Annotated in this window: 27 protein-coding genes and 1 pseudogene; 12 read left to right on the forward strand and 16 right to left on the reverse strand. The window is 60.7% G+C overall.

Annotated elements, in window-relative coordinates; all coding sequences use genetic code 11:
- The first annotated feature begins 218 nt into the window (after positions 1-218).
- A complete protein-coding gene (locus B5E41_RS18655; RefSeq protein ID WP_088395588.1) occupies positions 219-1,217 on the forward strand; it encodes a glycine betaine ABC transporter substrate-binding protein in 999 nt (332 codons plus the stop codon).
- Between the two features lie 32 nt (positions 1,218-1,249).
- The gene (locus B5E41_RS18660; protein WP_088395589.1) at positions 1,250-1,597 is read left to right on the forward strand and encodes a hypothetical protein; all 348 of its coding nucleotides are present in this window, start codon (positions 1,250-1,252) and stop codon (positions 1,595-1,597) included.
- A gap of 45 nt (positions 1,598-1,642) precedes the next feature.
- Here the strand turns inward: B5E41_RS18660 and B5E41_RS18665 are convergent, their stop codons facing one another.
- The gene (locus tag B5E41_RS18665) at positions 1,643-1,798 is read right to left on the reverse strand and encodes an entericidin domain-containing protein (protein ID WP_011425752.1); all 156 of its coding nucleotides are present in this window, start codon (positions 1,796-1,798) and stop codon (positions 1,643-1,645) included.
- A gap of 99 nt (positions 1,799-1,897) precedes the next feature.
- Complete coding sequence (locus B5E41_RS18670; protein ID WP_088395590.1) at positions 1,898-2,797, reverse strand: LysR family transcriptional regulator; 900 nt, start codon at positions 2,795-2,797, stop codon at positions 1,898-1,900.
- Between the two features lie 113 nt (positions 2,798-2,910).
- On the opposite strand from B5E41_RS18670, the gene B5E41_RS18675 reads away from it, so the two are divergent.
- On the forward strand, positions 2,911-3,123 hold the full coding sequence (locus B5E41_RS18675) for a hypothetical protein (protein WP_085859740.1): 213 nt from the start codon (positions 2,911-2,913) through the stop codon (positions 3,121-3,123).
- A 100-nt stretch (positions 3,124-3,223) separates the two neighbouring features.
- On the opposite strand, the gene B5E41_RS18680 is transcribed toward B5E41_RS18675, so the two are convergent.
- Positions 3,224-3,832, reverse strand: a complete 609-nt coding sequence (locus B5E41_RS18680) for a LysE/ArgO family amino acid transporter (protein WP_085859741.1) — start codon at positions 3,830-3,832, stop codon at positions 3,224-3,226.
- Between the two features lie 100 nt (positions 3,833-3,932).
- Between B5E41_RS18680 and B5E41_RS18685 the strand changes: the two genes are divergently transcribed.
- Entirely contained in the window at positions 3,933-4,826 is an 894-nt protein-coding gene (locus B5E41_RS18685; protein WP_088395591.1) for a LysR family transcriptional regulator ArgP, read from the forward strand.
- A gap of 64 nt (positions 4,827-4,890) precedes the next feature.
- Here the strand turns inward: B5E41_RS18685 and B5E41_RS18690 are convergent, their stop codons facing one another.
- Positions 4,891-5,250, reverse strand: coding sequence for a hypothetical protein (locus B5E41_RS18690; RefSeq protein ID WP_085859743.1), 360 nt, complete (start codon positions 5,248-5,250; stop codon positions 4,891-4,893).
- A gap of 130 nt (positions 5,251-5,380) precedes the next feature.
- The gene (gene greA / locus B5E41_RS18695; RefSeq protein ID WP_085859744.1) at positions 5,381-5,863 is read right to left on the reverse strand and encodes a transcription elongation factor GreA; all 483 of its coding nucleotides are present in this window, start codon (positions 5,861-5,863) and stop codon (positions 5,381-5,383) included.
- 237 nt (positions 5,864-6,100) lie between these two features.
- Here greA and B5E41_RS18700 point away from each other — a divergent pair, with 237 nt between their 5' ends.
- On the forward strand, positions 6,101-6,820 hold the full coding sequence (locus B5E41_RS18700; protein ID WP_088395592.1) for an MgtC/SapB family protein: 720 nt from the start codon (positions 6,101-6,103) through the stop codon (positions 6,818-6,820).
- 21 nt (positions 6,821-6,841) lie between these two features.
- On the opposite strand, the gene B5E41_RS18705 is transcribed toward B5E41_RS18700, so the two are convergent.
- The 3 genes from B5E41_RS18705 to B5E41_RS31780 all read right to left on the reverse strand — a co-directional run bounded on the left by B5E41_RS18705 (position 6,842) and on the right by B5E41_RS31780 (position 7,706).
- Complete coding sequence (locus tag B5E41_RS18705) at positions 6,842-7,027, reverse strand: DUF3008 family protein (RefSeq protein WP_020921551.1); 186 nt, start codon at positions 7,025-7,027, stop codon at positions 6,842-6,844.
- A 79-nt stretch (positions 7,028-7,106) separates the two neighbouring features.
- Positions 7,107-7,340: a DUF2171 domain-containing protein gene (locus B5E41_RS18710; protein ID WP_064803238.1), complete on the reverse strand. Its 234-nt coding sequence runs from the start codon at positions 7,338-7,340 to the stop codon at positions 7,107-7,109.
- Between the two features lie 207 nt (positions 7,341-7,547).
- Positions 7,548-7,706 carry a hypothetical protein gene (locus tag B5E41_RS31780; RefSeq protein WP_176439433.1) on the reverse strand — a complete coding sequence of 53 codons (159 nt, stop codon included), beginning with the start codon at positions 7,704-7,706 and terminating at the stop codon, positions 7,548-7,550.
- Between the two features lie 237 nt (positions 7,707-7,943).
- Between B5E41_RS31780 and B5E41_RS18715 the strand changes: the two genes are divergently transcribed.
- Both B5E41_RS18715 and B5E41_RS18720 read left to right on the forward strand, forming a co-directional pair.
- Complete coding sequence (locus B5E41_RS18715; protein WP_064803254.1) at positions 7,944-8,144, forward strand: hypothetical protein; 201 nt, start codon at positions 7,944-7,946, stop codon at positions 8,142-8,144.
- A 282-nt stretch (positions 8,145-8,426) separates the two neighbouring features.
- Complete coding sequence (locus tag B5E41_RS18720; protein ID WP_041678677.1) at positions 8,427-9,446, forward strand: GlxA family transcriptional regulator; 1,020 nt, start codon at positions 8,427-8,429, stop codon at positions 9,444-9,446.
- 244 nt (positions 9,447-9,690) lie between these two features.
- On the opposite strand, the gene B5E41_RS18725 is transcribed toward B5E41_RS18720, so the two are convergent.
- Together B5E41_RS18725 and B5E41_RS18730 are read right to left on the reverse strand one after the other, a co-directional pair.
- Positions 9,691-11,022: a GGDEF domain-containing response regulator gene (locus B5E41_RS18725; RefSeq protein WP_088395593.1), complete on the reverse strand. Its 1,332-nt coding sequence runs from the start codon at positions 11,020-11,022 to the stop codon at positions 9,691-9,693.
- Between the two features lie 186 nt (positions 11,023-11,208).
- Positions 11,209-12,039 carry a response regulator gene (locus B5E41_RS18730; RefSeq protein ID WP_088395594.1) on the reverse strand — a complete coding sequence of 277 codons (831 nt, stop codon included), beginning with the start codon at positions 12,037-12,039 and terminating at the stop codon, positions 11,209-11,211.
- 217 nt (positions 12,040-12,256) lie between these two features.
- Between B5E41_RS18730 and B5E41_RS18735 the strand changes: the two are divergent.
- Positions 12,257-13,228, forward strand: a pseudogene (locus tag B5E41_RS18735) (squalene cyclase); the annotation flags it as partial.
- A gap of 93 nt (positions 13,229-13,321) precedes the next feature.
- Here the strand turns inward: B5E41_RS18735 and B5E41_RS18740 are convergent.
- Positions 13,322-13,846 (reverse strand): DUF6428 family protein, encoded by a 525-nt coding sequence (locus B5E41_RS18740; RefSeq protein ID WP_088395595.1) that lies wholly within the window; start codon positions 13,844-13,846, stop codon positions 13,322-13,324.
- A gap of 42 nt (positions 13,847-13,888) precedes the next feature.
- On the opposite strand from B5E41_RS18740, the gene B5E41_RS18745 reads away from it, so the two are divergent.
- The 4 genes from B5E41_RS18745 to arsC are packed head-to-tail and all read left to right on the forward strand — an operon-like array spanning position 13,889 to position 15,886.
- Positions 13,889-14,245 (forward strand): ArsR/SmtB family transcription factor, encoded by a 357-nt coding sequence (locus B5E41_RS18745; RefSeq protein ID WP_088395596.1) that lies wholly within the window; start codon positions 13,889-13,891, stop codon positions 14,243-14,245.
- Positions 14,242-14,772, forward strand: a complete 531-nt coding sequence (locus B5E41_RS18750) for an arsenate reductase ArsC (RefSeq protein ID WP_088395597.1) — start codon at positions 14,242-14,244, stop codon at positions 14,770-14,772. Before B5E41_RS18745 ends, B5E41_RS18750 begins: the two co-directional genes overlap by 4 nt.
- On the forward strand, positions 14,772-15,467 hold the full coding sequence (locus B5E41_RS18755) for an MIP/aquaporin family protein (RefSeq protein ID WP_088395598.1): 696 nt from the start codon (positions 14,772-14,774) through the stop codon (positions 15,465-15,467). Before B5E41_RS18750 ends, B5E41_RS18755 begins: the two co-directional genes overlap by 1 nt.
- Entirely contained in the window at positions 15,464-15,886 is a 423-nt protein-coding gene (gene arsC / locus B5E41_RS18760; protein WP_088395599.1) for an arsenate reductase (glutaredoxin), read from the forward strand. The genes B5E41_RS18755 and arsC overlap by 4 nt, the downstream gene beginning before the upstream one ends.
- Before the next feature lie 27 nt (positions 15,887-15,913).
- On the opposite strand, the gene B5E41_RS18765 is transcribed toward arsC, so the two are convergent.
- From B5E41_RS18765 to B5E41_RS18785, 5 genes are all read right to left on the reverse strand, one after another.
- The gene (locus tag B5E41_RS18765) at positions 15,914-16,180 is read right to left on the reverse strand and encodes a hypothetical protein (RefSeq protein WP_064810608.1); all 267 of its coding nucleotides are present in this window, start codon (positions 16,178-16,180) and stop codon (positions 15,914-15,916) included.
- Positions 16,181-16,292: 112 nt separating this feature from the next.
- Positions 16,293-18,818, reverse strand: a complete 2,526-nt coding sequence (locus B5E41_RS18770) for a mechanosensitive ion channel family protein (protein ID WP_088395600.1) — start codon at positions 18,816-18,818, stop codon at positions 16,293-16,295.
- A 139-nt stretch (positions 18,819-18,957) separates the two neighbouring features.
- A complete protein-coding gene (locus B5E41_RS18775) occupies positions 18,958-19,509 on the reverse strand; it encodes a DUF924 family protein (RefSeq protein ID WP_088395601.1) in 552 nt (183 codons plus the stop codon).
- A 263-nt stretch (positions 19,510-19,772) separates the two neighbouring features.
- The gene (locus tag B5E41_RS18780) at positions 19,773-20,837 is read right to left on the reverse strand and encodes a histidine kinase dimerization/phosphoacceptor domain -containing protein (protein WP_088395602.1); all 1,065 of its coding nucleotides are present in this window, start codon (positions 20,835-20,837) and stop codon (positions 19,773-19,775) included.
- Positions 20,838-20,965: 128 nt separating this feature from the next.
- Complete coding sequence (locus B5E41_RS18785; protein WP_088395603.1) at positions 20,966-22,411, reverse strand: MFS transporter; 1,446 nt, start codon at positions 22,409-22,411, stop codon at positions 20,966-20,968.
- Between the last annotated feature and the right edge of the window lie 219 nt (positions 22,412-22,630).

The raw sequence follows: 22,630 nt of genomic DNA on the forward strand, positions 1-22,630 counted from the left end.
CGAATTCAATAATTTAGTACCGCAACCACTAGCAGAAGACGGTTGATTTCTGCGAGCGAACGCGTAGGCTTCAAAAAAATACGCCATTGCCAAATTTTGGTCTGCGACGGGTTGCCGGAGCCGGTAGGACGGCGCCCGTGAACGGGAAACGCCGGTTGCGGCATCGCCGCCAGGTGAATCCCGGCAGCACGTTGCCTAAGAACAATTCGGGGAAGACGATGAAGACGCTTTTGATTTCTGCCGTCTTTGCCGCGGCTCTTTTTAGCGCGACCGCGCCGGCCGAAGCCGCCGAATGCGGCAAAGTTTCGATCGCCGAGATGAAATGGGCCTCGGCCGGCATTGCGGCAAACTTCGACAAGATCATCCTGGAAAAGGGCTATGGCTGCTCCGTCACCATCGTCGACGGTGACACCCTTCCGACCTTCGCCTCGATGAACGAGAAAGGCACCCCCGATATCGCTTCGGAATACTGGATCAATTCCGTCAGGGCGCTGCTCGATCAGGCCGTCAACACCGGCCGGCTGGTGCAGGGCGCCGAGATACTCGCCGATGGCGCGGTCGAGGGTTGGTTTATCCCGAAATTCATTGCCGACGCCAATCCCGATATTCGCTCGGTCGAGGATGCGCTGAAGCACCCCGAGCTCTTTCCAGCCGAGGATGATCCGTCGAAAGGCGCGGTTTACAACTGTCCCGCCGACTGGAGCTGCCAGGTATCGACCACCAACCTCTTCAAGGCCCTCGCCGCCGACAAAAAAGGCTTCGAACTCGTCGAGACCGGCAGTCCCCAGCGGCTCGACGCCTCGATCGCCCGGGCTTTCGACAACAAGATCGGCTGGCTCGGTTATTACTGGGCGCCGACCGCTATCCTCGGCAAATACGACATGACGCGGCTGAGCTTCGGCGTCAGTCACAACAAGGCAGAATGGGACCGGTGCACTGCGGTTGTCGGCTGTATCAGGCCTGAACTCAATTCCTATCCGGTCTCGCGCGCCTTCACGCTGATGACCAGATCCTTCGCCAGCCGCGCCGGACCTGTCACGACCTATCTCAGGACCCGAAAATGGGACAATGAGACGATTAACCAGGTGCTCGCCTGGCAGGATGAAAATCGCAAAAGCAACGAGGATGCCGCTATCTATTTTCTGCGCAATTACGAGAACCTATGGATGAAATGGGTGCCGGCCGATGTAGCCGAAAAAGTCAAAGCGAGCTTATAACGGCAGATGACACCAACGACCGGACGATTCGAATGACAGGCAACGTTCCCTTCCCCGACCGCGATACCGTTGCGGAAAAGCTCGCCGCGCTGTCGGAAACGGACAGGTCATATCTGGCCTTGCTCATGGAAAACGCCGCCCAGGACGACAACCTGCTCGACGGCCTGCGACGCCATCTCGATCATGCCGCGGAATCGCGCTTCCTGAACTCGCTGAAGCTCGAAAATCTTGGACTGTGGCTCGGGACCCGGGCGCCGCATCGCCTGCAGATACGGCTGACGGAAACCGCCCGATCAAGCCAGCATCCCGCCTACCAAGCCTTCCGGACCGGTCTGAGCCGATCCGGCGGTCTCGAAAAGGCGTATCCTCCGGTGCCTTGATCCGGCCTCGGATAGCCTGTTCAATCCGGCAAAGCGGTCGGCCGATTACTTCCTCGCAGCCCGGTCGACCGAGCGGCCGGCATCCTGGGTGGCGTTGACGGCGTTCGCCGTGTCTTTTCCCATGCCGCGGATTGTGTTGCCGCAGGAGGAAAGAGCAAGAAGAACCATGAAGGCTGCGGCAATTTTGGCCGTTGTCGTCATTTCGAATATCCTTGTTTGAAATCAACCCCGAACGGCACTCATGCCATCCGCGCCGATAACGCACAAGGGAACAAAAGGTTCAGCGGGAGAAAGACGTCCTCAGGCGGCGACGGCCTTCGCTCTTTCGGCAAAAGCACTGCGGATGCTGTCGGCTACCGTCTCGATCGGTCCCGACATTTGCGAGGCGGTCAGCAGGCGGATATCGAAGGAGCCGAGCTCCGGCAGTCCTTCCTGCAGGCCGAGGATGGTCATGTCCTCGCTGATATAGGAGAGCGGCAGCGGCGCGATGGCGAGATCGGAGAGCACGGCGGCGCGTTGCGCCATCGTATGGCCGCTGAGATAGGCGACGCGATAAGGCCGTTTGTTGCGTTCGAGCTGGGCAAGTGCCTCCTGCCGCCAGATGCAGCCATCCTCCCAGATCGAAATCGGCAGGGGATCGCGCCGATGCGCCGAGCCGCACCTTGCGCCGGCCCAGACCAGCCGCTCGCGGAACACCACTTCGCCACCGGTCGGAAACGGCCGAGTCGCGCAGTTGATCAGCGCCAGGTCGAGCCGCTGCTCCTCCATGCGCTTCTTCAGCCCGACGCTCATGTCGATCGTCACGTCGACCATGATGCCGGGATAACTTTCGGCAAAACTCTTGAGGATTCTCGGCAGCAGCCGCTCGCCGATATCCTCCGGTGCGCCGAGCCTGACGACACCGGTCAATTCCGGCATGATGAAGCGCGACACCGCCTCGTTCGACAGCGCCAGGATGTTGCGAGCGTAGGAAAGCAGCATTTCGCCATGGCGCGTCAGCGTCACCGAGCGGGCATCGCGTAAAAATAGCGTCGCGCCGAGTTGCTCCTCGAGCTTCTTGATCTGCATGGAAACCGCCGATGGCGTGCGGAACACCGCTTCGGCGGCGGTGGAAAAATTGCCCGTCTCGGCAATGGCGACGAAGGTGCGCAGCACATCGTTGTCAAGCAAAGGAATGGGACGGCGAAAGGGAAGGCTCATCGTCGCATCTTTCAATTTTTCTGATCTTTAACCCCATATCATTTTGTTTGATTGAATGTCAATCGCTCCTCATAGTCTGCGTATTGGAACTGATGCAGCGAAGGAGACCGGACATGGCGCAATCAAGCAGCTGGAATATCCTACAGGCCGTTTCCGCATTCAAGTCGAGACGGCGCAGGGATGCGAACCACGAACATGCGCTGCGGGAGTTGAAGCGATTTCCGTCGCACCTGCTGGCTGATTGCCAGCGTGAAATGGAGTTGCCGCTCCTCAACGCGGCAGCTCGACCGAAGCGGGTTCTGAGGATCGTGGAATCGCGTGCATAATCCGATCTTTGGCTCGGATCAGGGCAATCAGGTCTTCTGACGGCATTGCCGTTCGAACTCGGCGACACAGGGCTAGGCTGATGGCCTCACGGCCATCGGCTTACATCCTGCCTATTAGCTTGAAGGCTATAAACCACATCGTCGCAGCGACGAGCGTCTCGAGCATCCGCCAGGAGGCCGGCCTGGAGAAGATCGGCCGCAGCCACGTCGCGCCATATCCGAGCGCAAAGAAGAACAGGAAGGAGCCGGTCACGGCGCCTGCCGCAAAGGAAGCCTGCTGTCCCGGATAGCGCGTCGATATCGTGCCGAGCAGCACGACCGTGTCGAGATAGACATGCGGATTGAGCCAGGTCAGTGCGAGGCAGGTCGCAAGCGTCCGGGAAAAGCTTGTCGTTTCGGCTTCCGCCGCTGTGAGCACAGCGGACGACCGTAAGGCGGAATAAAGGCTCTTGGCTCCGTACCAGGCCAGAAACGCGGCTCCCCCGTAGCGCATGACCGGATTGAGCCAGGGAAGCAATCCGGCGATCTGCTGGAGGCTGGTCACACCGAGCATGATCAGTACGGCGTCGGATAAGGCGCAGGTGAGGCAGACGGCGAAAACATGTTCATTGCGTAAGCCCTGGCGAAGGATGAAGGCGTTCTGCGCGCCGATTGCGACGATCAGGCTGAGGCCCATCATCAGGCCCGTGACATAAATCGAAAAATTCATCGTTTCGGCAACCGCTCTCAACTTCGATGGAGTTGCGGTATCGCCTCAAGTTAGATTAGTCTAATTAATCTATCTCATCCTGATTAAGCGATATTAATCCATGCTCGACTATCCCGCACTTCGCGCCGTTGCAACCGTCGTCCAGACCGGCAGCTTCGAAAGGGCGGCGACCGTGTTGAACGTGACGCCTTCGGCGGTCTCGCAACGGGTGAAGCAGCTCGAAGAACGCCTCGGCGTCATCCTGATCGCCAGAGGCACCCCCTGTACGGCGACCGAAAAAGGAGAATGGCTCTGTCGTCACGTCGAGAATGTCGGCATGCTGGAGGCCGAGCTTTTCGGGCAGTTGCCGGCTCTCGTCGATCCAGACGAGCCACGCCAAAGGGTCACGCTTCAGATCGCGACCAACGCCGACAGCCTCGGCACATGGTTCGTGGAGGCCATGTCGAATTTCTCCAAAACCTCGTCCTATCTGTTGAATGTCGCCGTCGACGACCAGGATCACACCGCCGAATGGCTGCAGCGCGGACGGGTGATCGCAGCCGTCACCAGTCTGGAGAAGCCGATCCGGGGATGCCGGCGCTTCGCCCTTGGAACTCTCCGTTACAATGCCACCGCGACACCCGGCTTTGTCGCCCGCCACTTCCCGGCCGGCGTGACATCGGAGGCGATCCGCAACGCTCCGGCCCTGACCTTCAATCAAAAGGACAGGCTTCAGAGCAGTTGGGTAAGGCAAACCTTTGGCCAAGATCTGGACTACCCCACACATTGGCTGCCCTCGCCGCAAAGCTTCGTCGAAGCCACTCTTTCCGGCATGGGATGGGGAATGAACCCGACCCAGCTCACCCGCGCTCATCTCGCATCGGGGCGGCTCGTCGAACTTGTTGCCGACACGCCACTGGACGTCCCGCTCTACTGGCAGATAAACCGCCTCGCCGCCGACCGCCTAGCGGAGTTGACGCGCGAAGTCGTCGCCGTGGCGAAGCGCCGTCTTTAATTGCCGTCAGGCATGCCTCTTCTCCGGGCTCCGCCCCGGCAGAGGGATTTAGTCGGTTGAGCGATCACACATAGGCCGTGCGGCAGCCGAACCCGCTGGTCTCGTCAAAATTCTTGGTGCCGATACGCTGGCTTTCGCCCGAAAGCTCTTTCGGAGCTTCGCCGACGGGCTTTGATGCGGCAGACGACTGAGTTTGGCTGCTCTCGCTGGATTCGAGCTTGGCAATCTTGGCTTCCAATGTCTCGATCGATTTTTCGATCGTCGCCTTTTCCTGCTCGTCTTGCGTCTGCGATAGGGCTGCCTGCTTTTCGGCAAGTTGCGCCTCAAGAGAGGCAAGCTGATCAGATGAACCGGAAGACGAGGTCGAAGCGGCTGAACTCAAGATGGTGGATGCAGAACTGGAAATTGGGCTGACCATGAACATGACCTTCGGTGACGGAATGTCACCCTCTAGCCCAGGGCCAGTAAACATTCGATAAATAAAGTACCATACGGTACCATTTTCATGATAGTAATCTCAGCGTTCCGAACTCGGCAAATTTTGACGATCTTCTCTAGGAAATGGCGATAACCTCCAGCTCCTGGCCGCCTGTCTCCACCACATCGCCGACAGCCTTGCCCATCAGCAGCCGCGCCACGGGAGAGACGTAGGAAATCGATCCCGCCTTGGGATCTGCTTCGTCTTCTCCGACGAGCCGATAAGTCTGCACGCGGCCGTCGTCGCGGCTGAAAGTGACCGTATTACCAAAGGCAACCACGTCGGCTGACGGTGGGTCAGGCATGAGCTGCGCCGTGCGAAGTCTGGCCGATAAGTATCGGAGATCACGTAAAGGATTGGCAGCCTGGCGCCGCCGTTCGTTTACGTCTTCGATGGTGCTCGTCGCATCATAGGCCGCGCGCGCCTGCTGAAACTGCAGTTCGAGAGCCCTCAATCCCGCTTCCGTGACGAGGTTGGGATGCGGCGAAATTGGCCGGTCCGGCAACAGGGTTTCCGAAGCGGTTTCGAAACTCTCTTCCTTGGTGAAGGCAACGGCCAATCAATGACTCCGTTTTAGACGCTACGAACTCTTGTGGTCAGTGGGAATTGTCCCAGTCCGGAACCATACACCGACCGCCGACAAACCGCCAATCTTGCCCTGTTGCAAACGTCTGCAGTCCCGAGGCTCCGGGAACGTCCTGGCCGACATTGCGTTTATCTCATCCGGATGCACTGTAGCGGAGGAACGAATGCCCGGCCGGCAGCGAAAGAGCGGCAACACAGTCAGGATCAGACTATGCTTTCATTCCTGACGGATGCGATGCCGCTGACGCCAAGCTGGTGGGAGATCGCCCTAAGGATCATACTGACGGTGGTCGCGGGCGGCCTCATCGGCCTCGATCGCGAGCGCGGTGGTCACCCGGCGGGCTTCAGGACCACGATCCTGGTGGCTCTTGCCGCCTGCCTGGCGATGATCCAGGCAAACCTCCTTCTATCGACCTACGGAAAAACCTTTAGTTATTTCACGCAGATGGACGTGCTGCGCTTTCCCCTGGGCGTACTGACGGGCGTCGGCTTCATCGGCGGCGGCGCGATTCTGAGACGTGGCGACACGATGACCGGCGTCACCACGGCCGCGACTATGTGGTTCATGACCGTCGTCGGTCTCTGCTTCGGCGGCGGCCAGATCCTAACCGGGACGGTGGCGACCGCCGTCGCCTTCATCGTCTTATCGCCGATGAAGCAGCTGGATCTATGGCTGCGTTGCGAACAGAAGGCAACACTCGTTATTCACGGCACCGAAGCCGACTTGCCGGAGCTGTCTGAGGTGCTTGGACCGCTGGGTTGCACTGCCCACTTCGTTTCGTTTGGGCAGACCAGCGAGGGCCGCCCTGGTGTCACGTTCGAACTGCGCTGGATGGCCAAAGACCGTGACGGTTCCGCCCGCGCGATTTTCGATGCCCTTTCAGAGGCCCATCATGTTGCGGGATTTTCCATGCTTTCGACCTCGACATAGGTCTCGCGGGTTCTTACGCGATCATTTCGAGACATGCTCGGGTTTGCCCTTGGTCTTGGTCGACGCGAATTCCTCCAGCTGTTTTTCACTCATGGATTCTTCCATCTGCTTCGAAGCGCCCCTGAGTTCCTTCTTGGGCGTCTCTCCGCGTTTGGCCGAAAGTGCGGCACCTGCCGCCTTCTGCTGGGCCTTGGATTTGGCTGGCATTTCGATCTCCTCTCATCCGGACGAGGATTGGAGGCCCCTTGCGGGACGAGGCCGCGGCCTGAGCGCAGCCTCTCACTCCTTAATTGATGGTGGCCCACTGGCTGCGGACATCCCGGGCACTCTTCGACAGGTGAACATGGGCGTCGACGTGATCGACCCAATCAAGCGGAATCAGATGATGCTTGCCGTCCTCCGAGTCGGTTTTCGTCAGCTTGATGCGGGTCGGCCCGTCAAGCTGATCCACCGTTCCGACGTGAGCGCCATCGGCAGCCCGCACTTCCATATGTTCACGGATCTGATCTGCGGAAATCATTGTTTCCTCCTTTTGCATCATTAGCAGTTACCAAGCGCCAACGATGGGGAGCGGAGTTGGTTCCAAGCCATCTGGCCACAGGGGCTGGCGGTCCGTTATCCTTCGAACGAGGAGAACCCCTCCCGCGGCGTGCAACTCCTCGACGGTGTCGACGTCCATGACAGCGACTCGCCGATTTCCACCTCGACCCGGGGTACGTCATGAGCGTCAATCAAGCGACGGCCTTGGCACCGAAAGCGGCAGAACAGCGTCGGCCCGCAAGAAAAGCTTGCGCCACCCGCCGCCGACGAACGGCGACATCAGATGGATCTTTTCCTTGTCGATGCCGAGCGTCGTTGCGAGGTCGCTACCCCACCAGTCGATCATCTTATGCACCTGCAGTATGGCGCATACCGCTTGGTAAGGTCGCCAGCTGTCCTCTATTTTCGACGGGTGGGACCCATGAGGCCGTTGTCGGAAAACCCCGAGATCATTCAATATCGTTGATGCTATCCATAAGCTCTATTCGTTTGAATGATGGGTCCGCGAAGCCCATATTGACAGCATGGACATGGACGAACCTCCCATCGCCACCATGTCCCGGCTCGAGAAAGGAACTGGATAATGACTACCCTCACCTATCGGGGTGGTGGCAAGACCCTCACCTCCGGCGAAGGCCGCTTCGATCTGGGCCACTACGCCCACAAGCTCGTGCTTGCCTGGACGCGCTGGCGGACCGCCCGTGAAATTGAAGCCATGCCGTTTGACGTCCGCAAGGATATCGGCTGGCCGAGCACCGACGACAGCAAACACCGGACCATGTAATGAATGCGACATTCCTCCTGAGATGAGGGCGGCGTCTGCCTCGCGCAACGCCGCCTTTTTCGTGCTCGCCGTGTCGTTCCCAGCCGTCTTCAGTCCCGAATTTCAGCCGCCTATAAGCCTGTTTTCTGCCCCAACCGGCGATATGACCGGTCAAATTCCGGTCAATGTCGCATATTTGCTCTTCCCGGCCGCATTTTTCCATGCCACTGTCGCTTTTAGGACATCGGCGCGACGCATTCCGCGCAACGAATATGTCATCGCCCCTCGAGCATGGATTTCGCTATGAACAGGATGCAGATCAAGAAGCGCTCACTGGTCTTCTTTATGGTACCGCAATTCACCATGCTGCCCTTTTCGGCAGCGGTGGACACCTTGCGCATCGCCAACCGCATGCTCGGCTATCAGGCCTATACCTGGCGGCTCGCCTCGGTCGACGGAGAGAAGGTCTATTCCTCCTGCGGCATCGGCATCGAGGCAAACTCCTCGCTCGCCGAGGAGCGCCGGCATCTCGGCGGCGAAAACCGCCCCGGCATGGTGCTCGTCTGTTCCGGCATCGATATCGAGGAGTTCAACAACAAATCCGTCAATGCCTGGCTGCGTGAATGCTACAATCGCGGCGTCGCCGTCGGCAGCCTCTGTACGGGCGCGCATGTGCTTGCGCAGGCCGGTCTTCTGAACGGCAAGCGCTGCGCCATCCACTGGGAGAACCTGCCCGGCTTTTCCGAAGCCTTCCCGCAGGCGGAGGTCTATGCCGACCTCTACGAGGTTGACGGCAACCTCTATACCTGCGCCGGCGGCACCGCCTCGCTCGATATGATGCTGAACCTGATCGGCGAGGATTTCGGCGAAAGCCTCGTCAACCGCATCTGCGAGCAGCACCTGACTGACCGCGTGCGCAATCCGCACGACCGCCAGCGCCTGCCGCTGCGCGCCCGCCTCGGCGTGCAGAACGCCAAGGTCCTGTCGATCATCGAGTTGATGGAAGGCAATCTTGCCGAGCCGCTGTCGCTGATCGAGATCGCCGATGGCGCCGGGCTCTCCCGTCGCCAGATCGAACGGCTGTTCCGCCAGGAGATGGGCCGTTCGCCGGCCCGCTACTATCTGGAAATTCGCCTTGACCGCGCGCGCCACCTGCTGGTGCAGTCCTCGATGCCCGTCGTCGAGGTCGCCGTCGCCTGCGGCTTCGTCTCGGCCTCGCATTTCTCCAAGTGTTATCGCGAACTTTACCACCGCTCGCCGCAGCAGGAACGCGCCGAGCGCAAGATGACCATGGCGACGGCAAGGCAGGCGGTTGCGGCTTGAGGCATCGGACGGTCGCCGAATGATACTAACGGCCGTGCCGGCCTCTTGCATTCGCCTGCCGGCACCGACCGGGGTCGAGCCACTGGTCTCGACCCGTCCTTCGGACCCCCGCTTGCGGGGCGAAGGGGATATGCCGCACCGGCTTCCTCAACCTCAACGCTGCATTCGGCATGTCCCCTCGCCCGTTTAAACGGGGAGAGGGTTAGTGTGAGGGGCGGCCATTGGCGAGAGGCTGAAAGCAGCCCTACTGCGCCACTTCTTCCGTCATCCTGGCGTCGGAATAGACCTGGTTACGGCCGCGATGCTTCGCCATATAGAGGAACTGGTCGGCGGCGTTGAGATAATTCTCGAAGGTTTCGTAACTGCCGATTTCGGCAATCCCGATCGAGATGGTGACGCCGAGTTCCTCGTCGTCGGCCGTTACCTTCAGCCGCGAAATATCCGAGCGGATCTCGTCGCAGAGCTTGGTGGCGGCGGCCGAATCCATCTGCGGGAAGAGGATAGCGAACTCCTCGCCGCCGAGGCGGGAGAGCAGGTTGTCACTGCCCTCGAAGATCGTGAACAGCCTGTTTGCAACCGCCTTCAACACCTTGTCGCCGATCTCGTGGCCGTATGTGTCGTTCAGCCGCTTGAAGTGGTCAATATCGAGAATGGCGACCGAGCTCGGCACTTTCAACCGCAAGCACTCGTTCACCAGCTTAGGGCCATTGTCGTAGAAATAGCGGCGGTTATAGAGGCCGGTGAGATAGTCGCAGGCTGCAGCGGCCCTCAACTGGCGCATCTGCGCCAGTGTTTCCGCATTGTTGGCGATGCGGCATTGCAGCTCCTCGGCGACGAAGGGCCGATAGACGAAATCGCTGGCGCCGGCTTTGAGGAAACTCGCGGACAGCATACGATCGTTGGAGGAGGAGACGCCGATGACGCGCAACCGGTCCGAACCGAAGCGATGGCGGATGCGCCGCGTCAGCTCGTAGCCGCTCATATCGGGCATGTGATGATCGGTGACGACGAGTTCGATATCGCTATAGGCTTCGAGCGCCGCCAGCGCCTCTAGCCCCGAGCTTGCCTCGACGACCAGATATTGCTGTGCCTTCAGGAGATCGACGAGAACCTGGCGTACCGAGACGACATCATCGACGACGAGCACCCGCGTCTTGCGGTTGGAGATCGCACGGCGGACGGTGGCGACCAGATTGTCGAGCGCGAACTCATTGTCCTTCAGCACGTAATCGATGACATTGCGCTCCATGATCTTGTTGCGCGTATTGAGATCGAACGTGGCGGTGAAGACGATTGCTGGAATATCGTGCTCGATCGTGCAGTCGAGGGCCTCGCCATAGGGCGAATCCGGCAGGTTGAGATCGACGACTGCCATGGTGTAGCCGTGACCGTCTTCGGCAAGTTCCCTGCGAAGCGCTTTCAGCGACGAGCAGGATTTTACGGCAAGGCCAAGTTCCGTCTGGAACCGATGGCAAAGCACGGCGGAAAACATTCGGGAATCTTCAACCAGAAGTATCTTGAGCCCGCCGGAACGCAGCCCGATCCCATCTCGCTGAAAATCCGCCTGAAAAGCCACAGCCGCTATTCCCCCCTGCGCCTTACGGGCTCGACTCGGCCCTCCCCCCGGCGCGGCGGACGATAGCCGAGAGGCTCATCCGCGTGAAGGGGACAAATATTCTGATTACCTGTAATTGCAAAAATCCAGCGTCCGGCAGCGCCGATCGCCCCCGGTTTCCTCGCGGTCCAGATCCCGGAAGAGCCGTCAGGCAACCGCCCGCTCCTTGCGCATGGACTGGATCTGCAGCAGCGTGTCGAGATTCTGGTTAACGCGGCAGTAGAACTCCTCGTCGATGAAGGGACGCAGCATGAAATCGTTGCCGCCGGCCTTCAGAAACCGCGCCGAAAGCAGCCGGTTCGAGGACGAGGAAACACCGATGATGCGCAATTCGTGCGAGCCGATATGGGCCCGGATGCGCCGTGTCAGTTCAAATCCGTCGATATCGGGCATATTGTAATCGGTAATCATCAGGCCGATATCGCGATTGACCTTCAGGGTCTCCAGCGCCTTGGCGCCGTTTTCGGCGGTGCTCACTCGGAAATTATAGCGCTTCAGCCGGCTCGACAGCAGCGCGCGCGCCGTCGCGCTGTCGTCGACGATCAGCACGTGATGGCGATGATTGGTCAGGAACCGGCAGATCGACTCCGCCAGAAGGTCGACGGCGAAAATATTGTCCTTGAGGATATAGTCGACGATGTCCTTGGCGATCAGCTTGTCGCGCATCCCCTCATGGAAAGTGCCGGTGAAGACGATGGTGGGAATCGAGAGGTCGACCAGATATTCGAGCGCTTCGCCGTTTTCTGCGCCGGGCAGATTGATGTTCGAAATTGCCAGCTTGATCGGCTCCGAAGACTTGTCATAGGCAAACTGCAGGTCTTCGAAGTTGCGGCAGATCTCAACCTCTATGTCGAACAGCTCCTTGAGGCGTTTGCTGATCATCGAGGTGAATACGTTGGAATCTTCAGCGACAATAATTCGCGCGCCGGCAAACATCTCGCCGGAATATTGCATCCCAGAAATACCTAGAAACGCCATAAGCAAACCTTTAGTGTAAAATCTGTCCCCGGGCCAATTCGATATATCAATTGATTTGAATAATTATTAATCAGCATCTGCCGCTTCGAAATGAAGAAGCGACGCAATGGTGCTCCTGCGATTTCCTTGCGGATATGATTAAGAAATTCATCCGGCTGGCCGGCGTTTTGCGAAGCCATTATAAAGACCCATCGATCCGAAACGCCGACAGGTTCCCATGGCCCGATCCGATCCGGTAATCGAATGGCTTCTCGATTCCGACCCGGCCATCCGCTGGCAGGTGATGCGCGACCTCATCGACGCGCCGGAGCCGGAATGGATGGCGGAGCGGGCAAAAGTGGAGACCGAGGGCTGGGGCGCGAAGCTCCTCTCCTTCCAGGACGAGGACGGCCAATGGGCGGGCGGCGCCTTTCTGCCTGCCGGATTCGAGCCGCGCGAATGGCGCGAGCGCGGCCAGCCGTGGACGGCGACAAATTTCTCGCTATCCCAGCTGCGCGAATTCGGCCTCGACCCGTCATCGGAACGCGCCAGACGCAGCGTCGAATTGATCGGCGCCAACGCCCGCTGGGAGGAAGGCGGCCAGCCCTATTGGCAAGGCGAAGTCGAAGAATGCATCAACGGCCGCACGGTTGCCGACGGCGCCTACTTTGGGGTCGACATCTCCGCCATCGTCGAGCGGCTGACCAGTGAGCGCCTTCAGGATGGCGGCTGGAACTGCGAACGGTGCAACGGCTCCATTCGCTCGTCCTTTGCCAGCACCATCAACGTGCTGGAGGGCCTGCTGGAGTTCCAGCGGGCAACCGGCGGCACGCAGCAATCCCGGGAGGCGCGCCGGACGGGCGAGGAATTCCTGCTCGAACGCCACCTCTTCCGCCGTCTCGGCACCGGCGAGCCAGCCAACGCACGATTCCTGCACTTCCTGCACCCGAACCGCTGGCGCTACGACATCCTGCGCGCCCTCGACTATTTCCGGTCAAGTACCCTCCTGACCGGCTCCACCCCCGATCCGCGCCTCGGCGAGGCGATCGTCCATCTTCGCATCCGCCGCCTTCAGGACGGCAGATGGCCGCTCGACTGGACGCTGCCAGGGCGCGTCTGGTTCGAGATCGACGAGGGAGAAGGTCAGCCCTCGCGCTGGATCACGCTCCGGGCGATGCGGGTGCTCCGATGGTGGGATTCCCATCGATCATGCCTGACGCCAAGCCCATCGAGCGAAGGACATGCGTCTCGATCGCGCGCAGCAATTCGGCGCGGCCCGCCATTGCCCGATCCCCGCAGGTCTCTACGCACAGCAGCCGCTACTCGCCGCTGACGAACCGCAGCAGGCCGCAGCCTTTCTGGTCTTCTCGGCGAGCCAGCGGTCGCGCGGCTTGCAGCTTGCCGGCCGCGGCGAAAGTTCGATATGCACAGCCCCGCCGCGTAGAACCGGCATTGCGGCACAATAGAGCTGTATCGGCCGCAAGCCGTCGCTGACTTCGAAGGTAAGCCTGGCCGAACCGTCGAGCTGCAAATGCTCCGACACCTTACGGACGATCGCATGGAATTTGCCGGCCGGCATATGCATGCGCCCGCCCTCCTCGATGTCCCAGAGCTGGATGAAGATCTCCGTCCAGGCCTCGGGATTGGCGCCGCAATCAAGCGCCGAGAATTGGCCCGCCTTGACCTCGGTGATGTGATAGCCGGGCTTCACCGGCCGGCGGTCATAATGAAAAACCAGCGGCGCGTCCTCGTTGCCGGTGAGCGTGTCAAGCAACAGCCCGAGGCTGATCTCCTCCACCGGAATTTTATTGTTGTCGATCGCATTCATCTGCGCTAATCCTCGTTTCAACGATTCAAGGATTATTGAAATATGGATCAACGTCAAGCCCTTGCCGCGTTCGGCGCGCTTTCGCAGGAAACGCGCCTCCACATCATTCGAATGCTTGTCGTCTCGGGTCCTGACGGAATGGCGGCAGGCTCGATCGCGGAAAGGGCGGAGGTTTCCCCGTCTAACGTCTCCTTCCACCTGAAGGAGCTGGAACGAGCGGGGCTGATCACTCAGCAGCGCGAATCGCGCTCGATCATTTACACTGCCAATTATGAGGCGCTTGGCGGCCTGATCCGTTTTCTGATGGAGGATTGCTGCGGTGGGAACGCCGAAATCTGCGCGCCCGCCGCCGCCGTTGCCGCATGCTGTGCACCTGCAACCAAGGAGGAACTGCAATGACCACAGATCGCGTTTACAATGTGCTCTTTCTCTGCACCGCCAATTCGTCCCGCTCGATCCTGGCTGAATCCATCCTGGCGACCGAAGCCAAGGGCCGGTTCAAAGCCTATTCCGCCGGCAGCCAGCCGAAGGGCGAGGTCAATCCCCTGGCGTTGAAGGAGCTTGCGGCACTAGGTTATCCCTCGACCGGCTTCCGCTCGAAGAGCTGGGACGAGTTCGCCAAGCCCGACGCACCGGAGATGGATTTCATCTTCACCGTCTGCGACACCGCCCACGGCGAAGCCCGCCCTGTCTGGATCGGCCATCCGATGACCGCTCACTGGGGCGTCGAGGATCCGGCCGCCGTCGAGGGCAGCGAGGTCGAGAAGGGCCGCGCCTTCGCACAGGCCGCCCGTTTCCTCAAGAATCGGATCATGGCCTTCCTCAGCCTGCCCTTATCGTCGATCGACAAACTGGCGCTGGAGCAGCACCTGCGCCAGATCGGCGCGACGGAAGGTACGACCGCAAAACCGGCAGGGGCCGGCTGATGGCGTCGTACGATCTGCCGCGCCGTCTGGTCGCCGAGGCCTTCGGCACTGCCACGCTAGTCGCAACCGTGGTCGGCTCCGGCATCATGGCAACTTCGCTGACAGCGGATACGGGGCTTGCCCTGCTCGGCAACACGCTGGCGACCGGCGCGATGCTGGTGGTGCTGATCACCGTTCTCGGACCGGTCTCCGGCGCGCATTTCAATCCGGCCGTCTCGCTGGTCTTCGCCATGTCGCGTTCGCTGCCGAAACGCGATTTCGGCGGCTATGTGCTGGCGCAGACCGTCGGCGGCGTGGCAGGGACGATCGCTGCGCACCTGATGTTCGCACTCCCGCTTCTGGAAGTGTCGACCAAGGTCCGGACCGGCGGCGCGCAATGGTTTTCCGAAGGTCTGGCGACCTTCGGCCTGGTCGCGGTCATCCTCGCCGGCATCAGGTTCGAGCAGAAGGCGGTGCCATGGCTGGTGGGCCTTTACATCACCGCCGCCTACTGGTTCACCGCCTCGACCTCCTTCGCCAACCCGGCCGTCGCCTTGGCCCGCTCGCTGACAGATACTTTCTCCGGCATCCGCCCGATCGATCTTTTCGGTTTCTGGCTTGCTGAAATATCCGGTGCTGTCGCAGCCCTTCTCCTGTTCACCTGGCTGTTACAGCCCGGCACTTCGTCAACGCTATCGTCAGAGGCAAAACTATGAACGTCACCATCTACCACAATCCGGCATGCGGCACGTCGCGCAATACGCTGGCGATGATCCGCAACGCCGGCATCGAACCTGATATCATCGACTATGTGAAGAACCCGCCATCGCGTAAGGAGCTGGCGAGAATGATCGCCGATGCCGGTCTCACCGTGCGCCAGGCCCTTCGCGATAAAGATACGCCCTATGCCGAACTCGGCCTCGACAATCCTGATCTGACCGACGATCAGCTTCTCGACGCCATGCTGGCGCAGCCGATCCTGATCAACCGGCCCTTCGTCGTCACACCGCTCGGCACCCGCCTGTCGCGGCCTTCCGAGGTGGTCCTGGAAATCCTGCCGGAAACGCATAAGGGCGCCTTCACCAAGGAAGACGGCGAGAAGGTACTGGATGCGGGAGGCAAGCGCATCATCTGAACCGCCCAGCCTGACAGGTCCGCAATCCTACTTGACGACCGCCGAGCCTTTGACGATGTCGATCGTCTCGCCGCCATCGAGCCCGATCCGGTCGCCGTCGGGTGTCGTCATGAAGCAGCCGGAGGAGCAGAGGCTTTCGGAAGCGCCGGCATCGACCACGACTTCGACGCGCTGTCCGCCCTCGGTGATGACGAGCACCACGGCTGCGGGATCGGTGTTGGTGATGGATGCGGCGTTGACCGCCGGCGCAGCAAGCAGTGGGACAAGCAAAAAGGCGGCAAATCTTGCCATCATGTGCGGCGGCGCTGACGCGCCCTCCCCTCGAAAGATCGGTGCTGCCCTCGGCAGCGATCCCGATGGAAGGGATCATGCACATAGACCTGTGAATGATGGCTGAATACGCTGTTCAGCTCTCTGCTGCCCGCCCGCGCAGCTGGCGCACCGGCCGCTCTTCTTCCTCCACCGGTCTATCCTTGGAATTCTCATGGCCGTCAGCATGCTCCTTAACCGCATTGGGAAGGACGAGAGCAGCCTCCCGATGGATGGTAAGGTCGCTCTGTGGCAGCGGGATTTCTATGCCTTCCGCCTTGAAGCGCTTGAGGATCTCGATCCTCAAATTGTTGCGCACCGTCAGACCGTCGCCCATGTCGGCGAGGAAGAAGCGAAGCTCGAAATCGAGCGAATAGGGGCCGAAGCGCAGGAATTCGACATGCGGCTCGGGATTGCGCATGACGAGCGGTATCTTCGCCGTCAACTCCAAGAGAATATCCATCACCTGTTGCGGATCGGCGTCGTAGCTGACGGAAACCGGGATTTCCGAGCGACCGATCTTGTTGCGGTGCGTCCAGTTGCCGACGAGGCCGTTGATCAGTTCCGAATTCGGCACGATGATCGCCTGCTTGCGGAAAGTCTCGATCTCGGTAGCGCGCACCGAGATCCGCTTGACGATACCTTCGGCCGTGCCGGAGACGACGTGATCGCCGACCTTGAACGGCCGCTCGACCAGCAGGATCAGGCCTGACACGAAGTTGGAGACAATGTTCTGCAGGCCGAAACCGATACCGACCGAAAGCGCCGAGGCGACGAGCGCGAAGCTCGACAGATCGATGCCGGCGGCGGAGACGCCGATGATCGCGGCAATGCCGACGCCGAGATAGCCGATGCCTGTCTTGACCGAGTTTCGCACGCCGAGATCGACATGGCTTCGCGCCATGACATTGCCGTCGAGCCAGCGCTGCAGCCAGCGCGTCAGCAGATAGACGCCGGCGAAAAGCAGGATGCCGGTGCAGATTCCGAGCAGCGAGATGCTGATGCCGCCGAGCTTGACCTCGGTGAACAGCCGGAAGGCGATAAGCTGCAGATCCTGTACATGGAAGCCCCAGAGCAGCAGGATCAACGGAATGCCGACGAGCAGCGCCACCGCATACATGGCAAGGCCAACGAGCAGGCCGACCTGGTCTATCGCCACCGGCCCGAGGTTGAAGCGCCGCGCCAGGAAGCGGGCGAAGAAGGTATCGCCGAAGCTCTCCTGCCGCGAAATCGCCTTGCCCGAGAGCAGGCCGACATACATGGTGGCGACGACCGCGCCGGTGATGATGAGCTGCGTAGCGACAAAGCGGGCAAGTCCGACGTAGCCGGCAAGCGCCGTAACGATCAAAGCGGCACCGACGACACGCAGGATGATTGCCATGCCCCGCGGCCAATGTCTGCCGGGCGCGTCGGGATCACCGCTTCTCGCCAGCATCGGCTTGCTGAAGGAGACGGCGATCAGGATGATGCCGATGATCAGGGCAGCGATCAGGCTCCGAACGACGGTCAGCACCAGCGGTGAGCCCATCGCCTCGCTGACCGTGCCGAAGAGATAGTCGAGCCCGTTGACGACAGCCATCGCCGAGAGACAGTAGCCGATCGAGCGGGCGCCGATATTGGAAAGCTTCACCAGCCGCCAGTGCGGTTCGCTCGGCGCGAAAATGGCGTTGACGAAGCGGCCGACGAAATAGACGAGACCGATCGTGCCGAACAGCGCGCCGATAACAGGCGCAATATCCGGCCGCAAAACATTGAAACTGTTAAGGAAGAAAAAGGAGGTAACAAGCAGGACCGCCAGCGCCAGCGTTCGGATCAGCGTCGACCAGAAGGCGATCGACAGCCTGCCGATATAGGAGGGGTTCTCGACCGCCTCATCGCGGCGCAAATAGGAGCCGAACAGCCGGTAGCTGCCGGAAAGCAGGATGAGTGCTGAGGCGAGCGACAGGAAGATCGCGGCGAACAGTGGGAATCGCTTGAACTTCCAGACGAATGAGGCCCAGCTCGCCAAAGCCTGTGAGAATTCGCTGATCTCGTGCACGAAGGCGCTAGCGGCATCGTCAAGCACCGAGACGGAGATTTCCGTGCGCCTGAAAAGCGTATCGGCGAAAAGCTGCCGCCGCATCTCGATGATCTCGTTCATGAGCTTCGTCACGGCGATCGACAGGTTTTCGGCGTCACCGGTCACCGCATTGATCTGCGCGCGCTCTGCGGCAAGCGCGTTACGCTCGTCGGTGACGATCTGCGCCTCGGGCGGCTGCCCATCCTTCGGCGGCTCGCCAATCTCGGTCAGCCGGTTCTTGATCTGGTCGAAACGCGGTCTCAGGTTGACCGATATCGTGATGACGGCGCGGCTGAGCTCATCGGCCTTGGTCGCAAGCCCGACCAGCGCATCGTCATTATCGGCGTTCTCCTTGACGCTGTCCTGAAGCGAACCAAGCTGGACCTTCGCCTTCTCGATCTCCTTCGCCGCCTGGGCGGAAGGCGTATCGACAAGCGGCGCCTCTGCTGCTGGGGCTTGCGTCTGCGGTTCCTGCGCGAAGGCTGCTGCGCTCTTGAAATGCGCACCGGCGAGCGCCAGCGTCATCAGAAGAATTGTGCGAAGCAGGATCGTTCTCAGCCGCAAAAGCGCCTCCGGAAAGGTTGTCGTCGGAATAGAGTGCCAGCTTGTCGTAGCAAACAAAGGCGACAGAAAGGCGGAAGATGCCTTAAGCGCCTTGCACCGACCTTGTTCCATGCAGCACTCAACCGCTCGTTCGACCTGCTCAGAACCCCGCGCCGGGCTTGGAGAGATAGTCGAGTTCTGCTGCCGTCGATTCTCGTCCGAGCATGGCATTGCGGTGAGGAAAGCGCCGGTAGGCGGCGATTATCTCGCGGTGGCGGATCGCATAATCGAGATATTCCTCGTCGCCCAGCGCGGTGAACAATGCAACCGAACGCTCCTGCTCGTCGAGGTTCTCGGCATGTTCGAAGGGCAGGTAGAAAAAGGTTCGGCATGCATGTTCCACCGCCTGGTCGGCGCCGGCCGCAAGCGCAAGCTTGGCTTCCCGAAGTGCCAGCCCGTCGGTAGCAACGGCAAGCCCCGTGCCGCGATAGATGTTGCGGGGAAACTGATCGAGCACGATAACGGCCGCCAGCCGGCTCACCGGATCGGCTCGCCATTCATCGCCGACGCCTGCGGCAAGCGCCAGATGCGTATCGCGGAAAACATCACGGATCTCGGCATCGAGTTCCGGCGGCGGACGGAACCATAGCTCGCGGCCGCATCGAACGAACCAGAAATCGTAGACCTCCCGGGGTGTGCGGATCGCCGTCATGCCTTCCTCCCGTAGCGTTAGGTTTGGTGATGTTATGCCGGCAAGTTCTTGTAGAAATAGGACAAGGTGTGCCGTGTGGCCCCCTCATCCGCCCTACGGGCACATTCTCCGCCGGGGAGAAGAGGGGATCGAGACGTTGCCGCGAATCTCTTCTCCCCAGCGGGTCCGAAGGACGGGTCGAGACCGTGGCTCGACCCCGGTCGGTGGCGGCAGCCGGATGAGGGGGCCACTCGACAAACCCTTCATGATGTCCTCGCCTCTACCTATTTCTCCTCATGCAACGAAAATACCAGCATCGCCCTCGTCCCGTCATGCCCGGGATCATAAGCGAAATCCGATTTCAAGCTGGCTGCCATCGCCGTCAAAATCCGTGTGCCGAGCCCCGTCCCCCTGGCCGCGCCCTCTGGATCGAACCCCGCTCCATCATCCTCGACGATGACGCGCAATTGCCCGTCCGTCTGGTCGACAAAAACGCGGATCTCGCCCGAGACGCTGTCGGGATAGGCATATTTGAAAGCATTGGTGACGAGCTCGCTGACGATCAGCCCGAGCGTGATCACCTTGTCGGTCGCCAGATTGACCGGCTTTGCGCTCAGCACGATACGGTGTGGCCGCTTGTCGTCGCGCATCGAAGCTTCAAGCTCGGTTAGCAGACTGTTCAGATATTCATCGACCTGCACCGAACCGACCTGCCGGTTGGTGTAGAGCCGGCGATGCACGCTCGCGATCGCGTTGATGCGCATCTGCGTCTCGTGCAGCGCGTCGATCGCCACCTGGTCCTTGGTCATGGAAGATTGCATGCGGATCAGCGCGCCGACAAGGCCGAGGCTATTAGCGATACGGTGATTGACTTCGGCCAGCAGCAACTCGGCATGATCGCGCTGCTGACGGATCACCTCCTGCGCCTGCGCCGTCTCGCGGCGGAAGCGCGCCCGCTCCAGCGCCTGTTCGAGAGCAGCGGCGAGCAGGTCGAAATAATCGGCCGAAATCCCCTTCAGCATGTAGTCATCGGCACCCGCCTTTAGCGCCGCGACCGCGATGCTGGTGTCGTCCGACCCCGTTGCATAAATGACCGGCGGATGATCCGGCACGGACGTGATGCAGGGCAGAATATCGAGTCCAGTCTCGCCGCTCAGGAGATGATCGAGCACGACGGCGTCGATGCCGCCCTCGGCGATCCGCGCAAGGCCGGCAGAACCATTCTGCGCCCACTCGACCGAAAAGCCGCGCCGCGCAAGGTTCTTCTGCATCAGGAGAGCGAGCCCCTCGTCGTCGTCGATATAGAGGATGTGGATCGAGGCATCCGCATCGCCGCTAGAATTGCTCATTCCGTCTCCCGGCGTTCTCTCTAAGCAACGACGGCCGCAAGGTCCGAGTCGTCGGCATGGGCACTGTCGTATTGCATTGCCCGCCTGAGGTAAACATCGCTCATCCCTCGCTTTTGTCGCAGGCGACGCTAGCTCTTCTGGAATTTCCGATGGCCGGAGACTTCGGCGCCCGCCTCCTTCGGCAATTGCAGGAAGCGCAGCGACGAGACGATGCCGATCGCGCCGACCACGACGAAGGCCCACCGGAAGTCGGCCAGAACGGGATTGTCGGCGCCTCTAAGAGCCGAGGAAATGTTGAGCGCGGCGGCGGCCACCGCAACGCCGAGCAGCATGGACATCTGCTGCAGCATGCTCGACAGCGTCGAGGCCGAGCTTCGCTGCGCCGGGCCGATATCGGCAAAGGCGAGCGTGTTCAGCGCCGTGAACTCCATCGATCGCGACAGGCCGGCGAGAAAGAGCAGCGCATGGATGAAAACCGGCGGCGTGGCAGGCGTCAGGAAACCGCAGGCAACGATCGAAAGGGCTGCAATCAGCCCGTTGAGCCCGAGAACGGTGCGGAAGCCGAAGAAGCGTAAGAGCGGCGTCGTCACCGCCTTCATACTGAAATTGCCGAGAAAATAGACGAGCAGATAGGTGCCTGCGGCAATCGAGGTCAGCCCAAAGCCGAGCTGGAACAAGAGAGGCAGAAGGAAAGGCGTCGCGTTGATGGCCGTTCGGCAAGCCGTGCCCGCCGAGAGCGTCGACATCGAAAATGTCTGGACGCGGAAAGCCGAAAGATCGAGCAGCGGATTGTCGACGGCAAGGAAATGCCGCGTCGCCATGACCGATAGGACGATGCCGGCCGCAAGCATTGAGATGACCGGCCAAAGCCCGCCCTCCCATTTGGCTGAAAGCTCCAAGGCCGCGAGCAGCAGGGTCAATCCGGCCGCGCTCAGGATAAAGCCGCGAATATCCAGCCGACCGGGATCGGCCTCGCGCTGTTCGGGCACAAAACGCAGCACCAGCCCCATGCCGACGATGCCGATCGGAATGTTGATCAGGAAGTTCCAATGCCAGCTGGCATAGGTGGTGATGAAACCGCCGAGCACAGGGCCGACCACGGGCGCCGTCAGCGCCGGCCAGGTGATGAGCGCAATCGCCTGGACGAGTTCGGACTTGCGGGCGTTCTTCAGCACGATGATGCGCCCGACCGGAGTCATCAATGCGCTGCCCGCCCCCTGCAGCGCACGCCACAGCACGAACTCCGTGAGGCTGCCGGAGAGCCCGCAGAACAGTGAGGCGCCTGTGAAGACGCCGATCGACACTAGAAAGACGCGGCGCGCGCCGAACCGATCACCGAGCCAGCCCGACAGCGGAATGAAAGCCGCCATCGTCAGCATGTAGACTGTGATGCCGATGCTCATCGATACCGGCTGCACGCCGAAGCTTGTCGCCATCTGCGGCAGCGAGGTGGCGACGATGGTGCCGTCCAGGATCTGCATGAAGAAGGAAACGGCAACGACCAGCGCCACGATCTTCGCCTGACGGCCGGTTGCCACCTCTTGCCCGTTCTTGCTCGTTTCTGCCGTTGTCATGAAGCTGCCAATGAAAATTCCGGATGACGCGGCAGGCAAGCGGGAAGGAAGCCGATCGGAGATCTGCCGCGCGAGGGAGCGCGGAAACGCACCGCGCCTTGGCTGAATACGCCCGTTGCATCAGGCCGGAAAGGCTAAATCTAACACTGGGCGGGAATATTCCCCGATTGCCTTGGCCCGCCAAGAAAAAAGCCCCGCCGAAGCGAGGCCCAAGTTTGA

This window comes from Rhizobium esperanzae, from assembly GCF_002204185.1.
GTDB classification, from domain to species: Bacteria; Pseudomonadota; Alphaproteobacteria; order Rhizobiales; family Rhizobiaceae; genus Rhizobium; species Rhizobium esperanzae.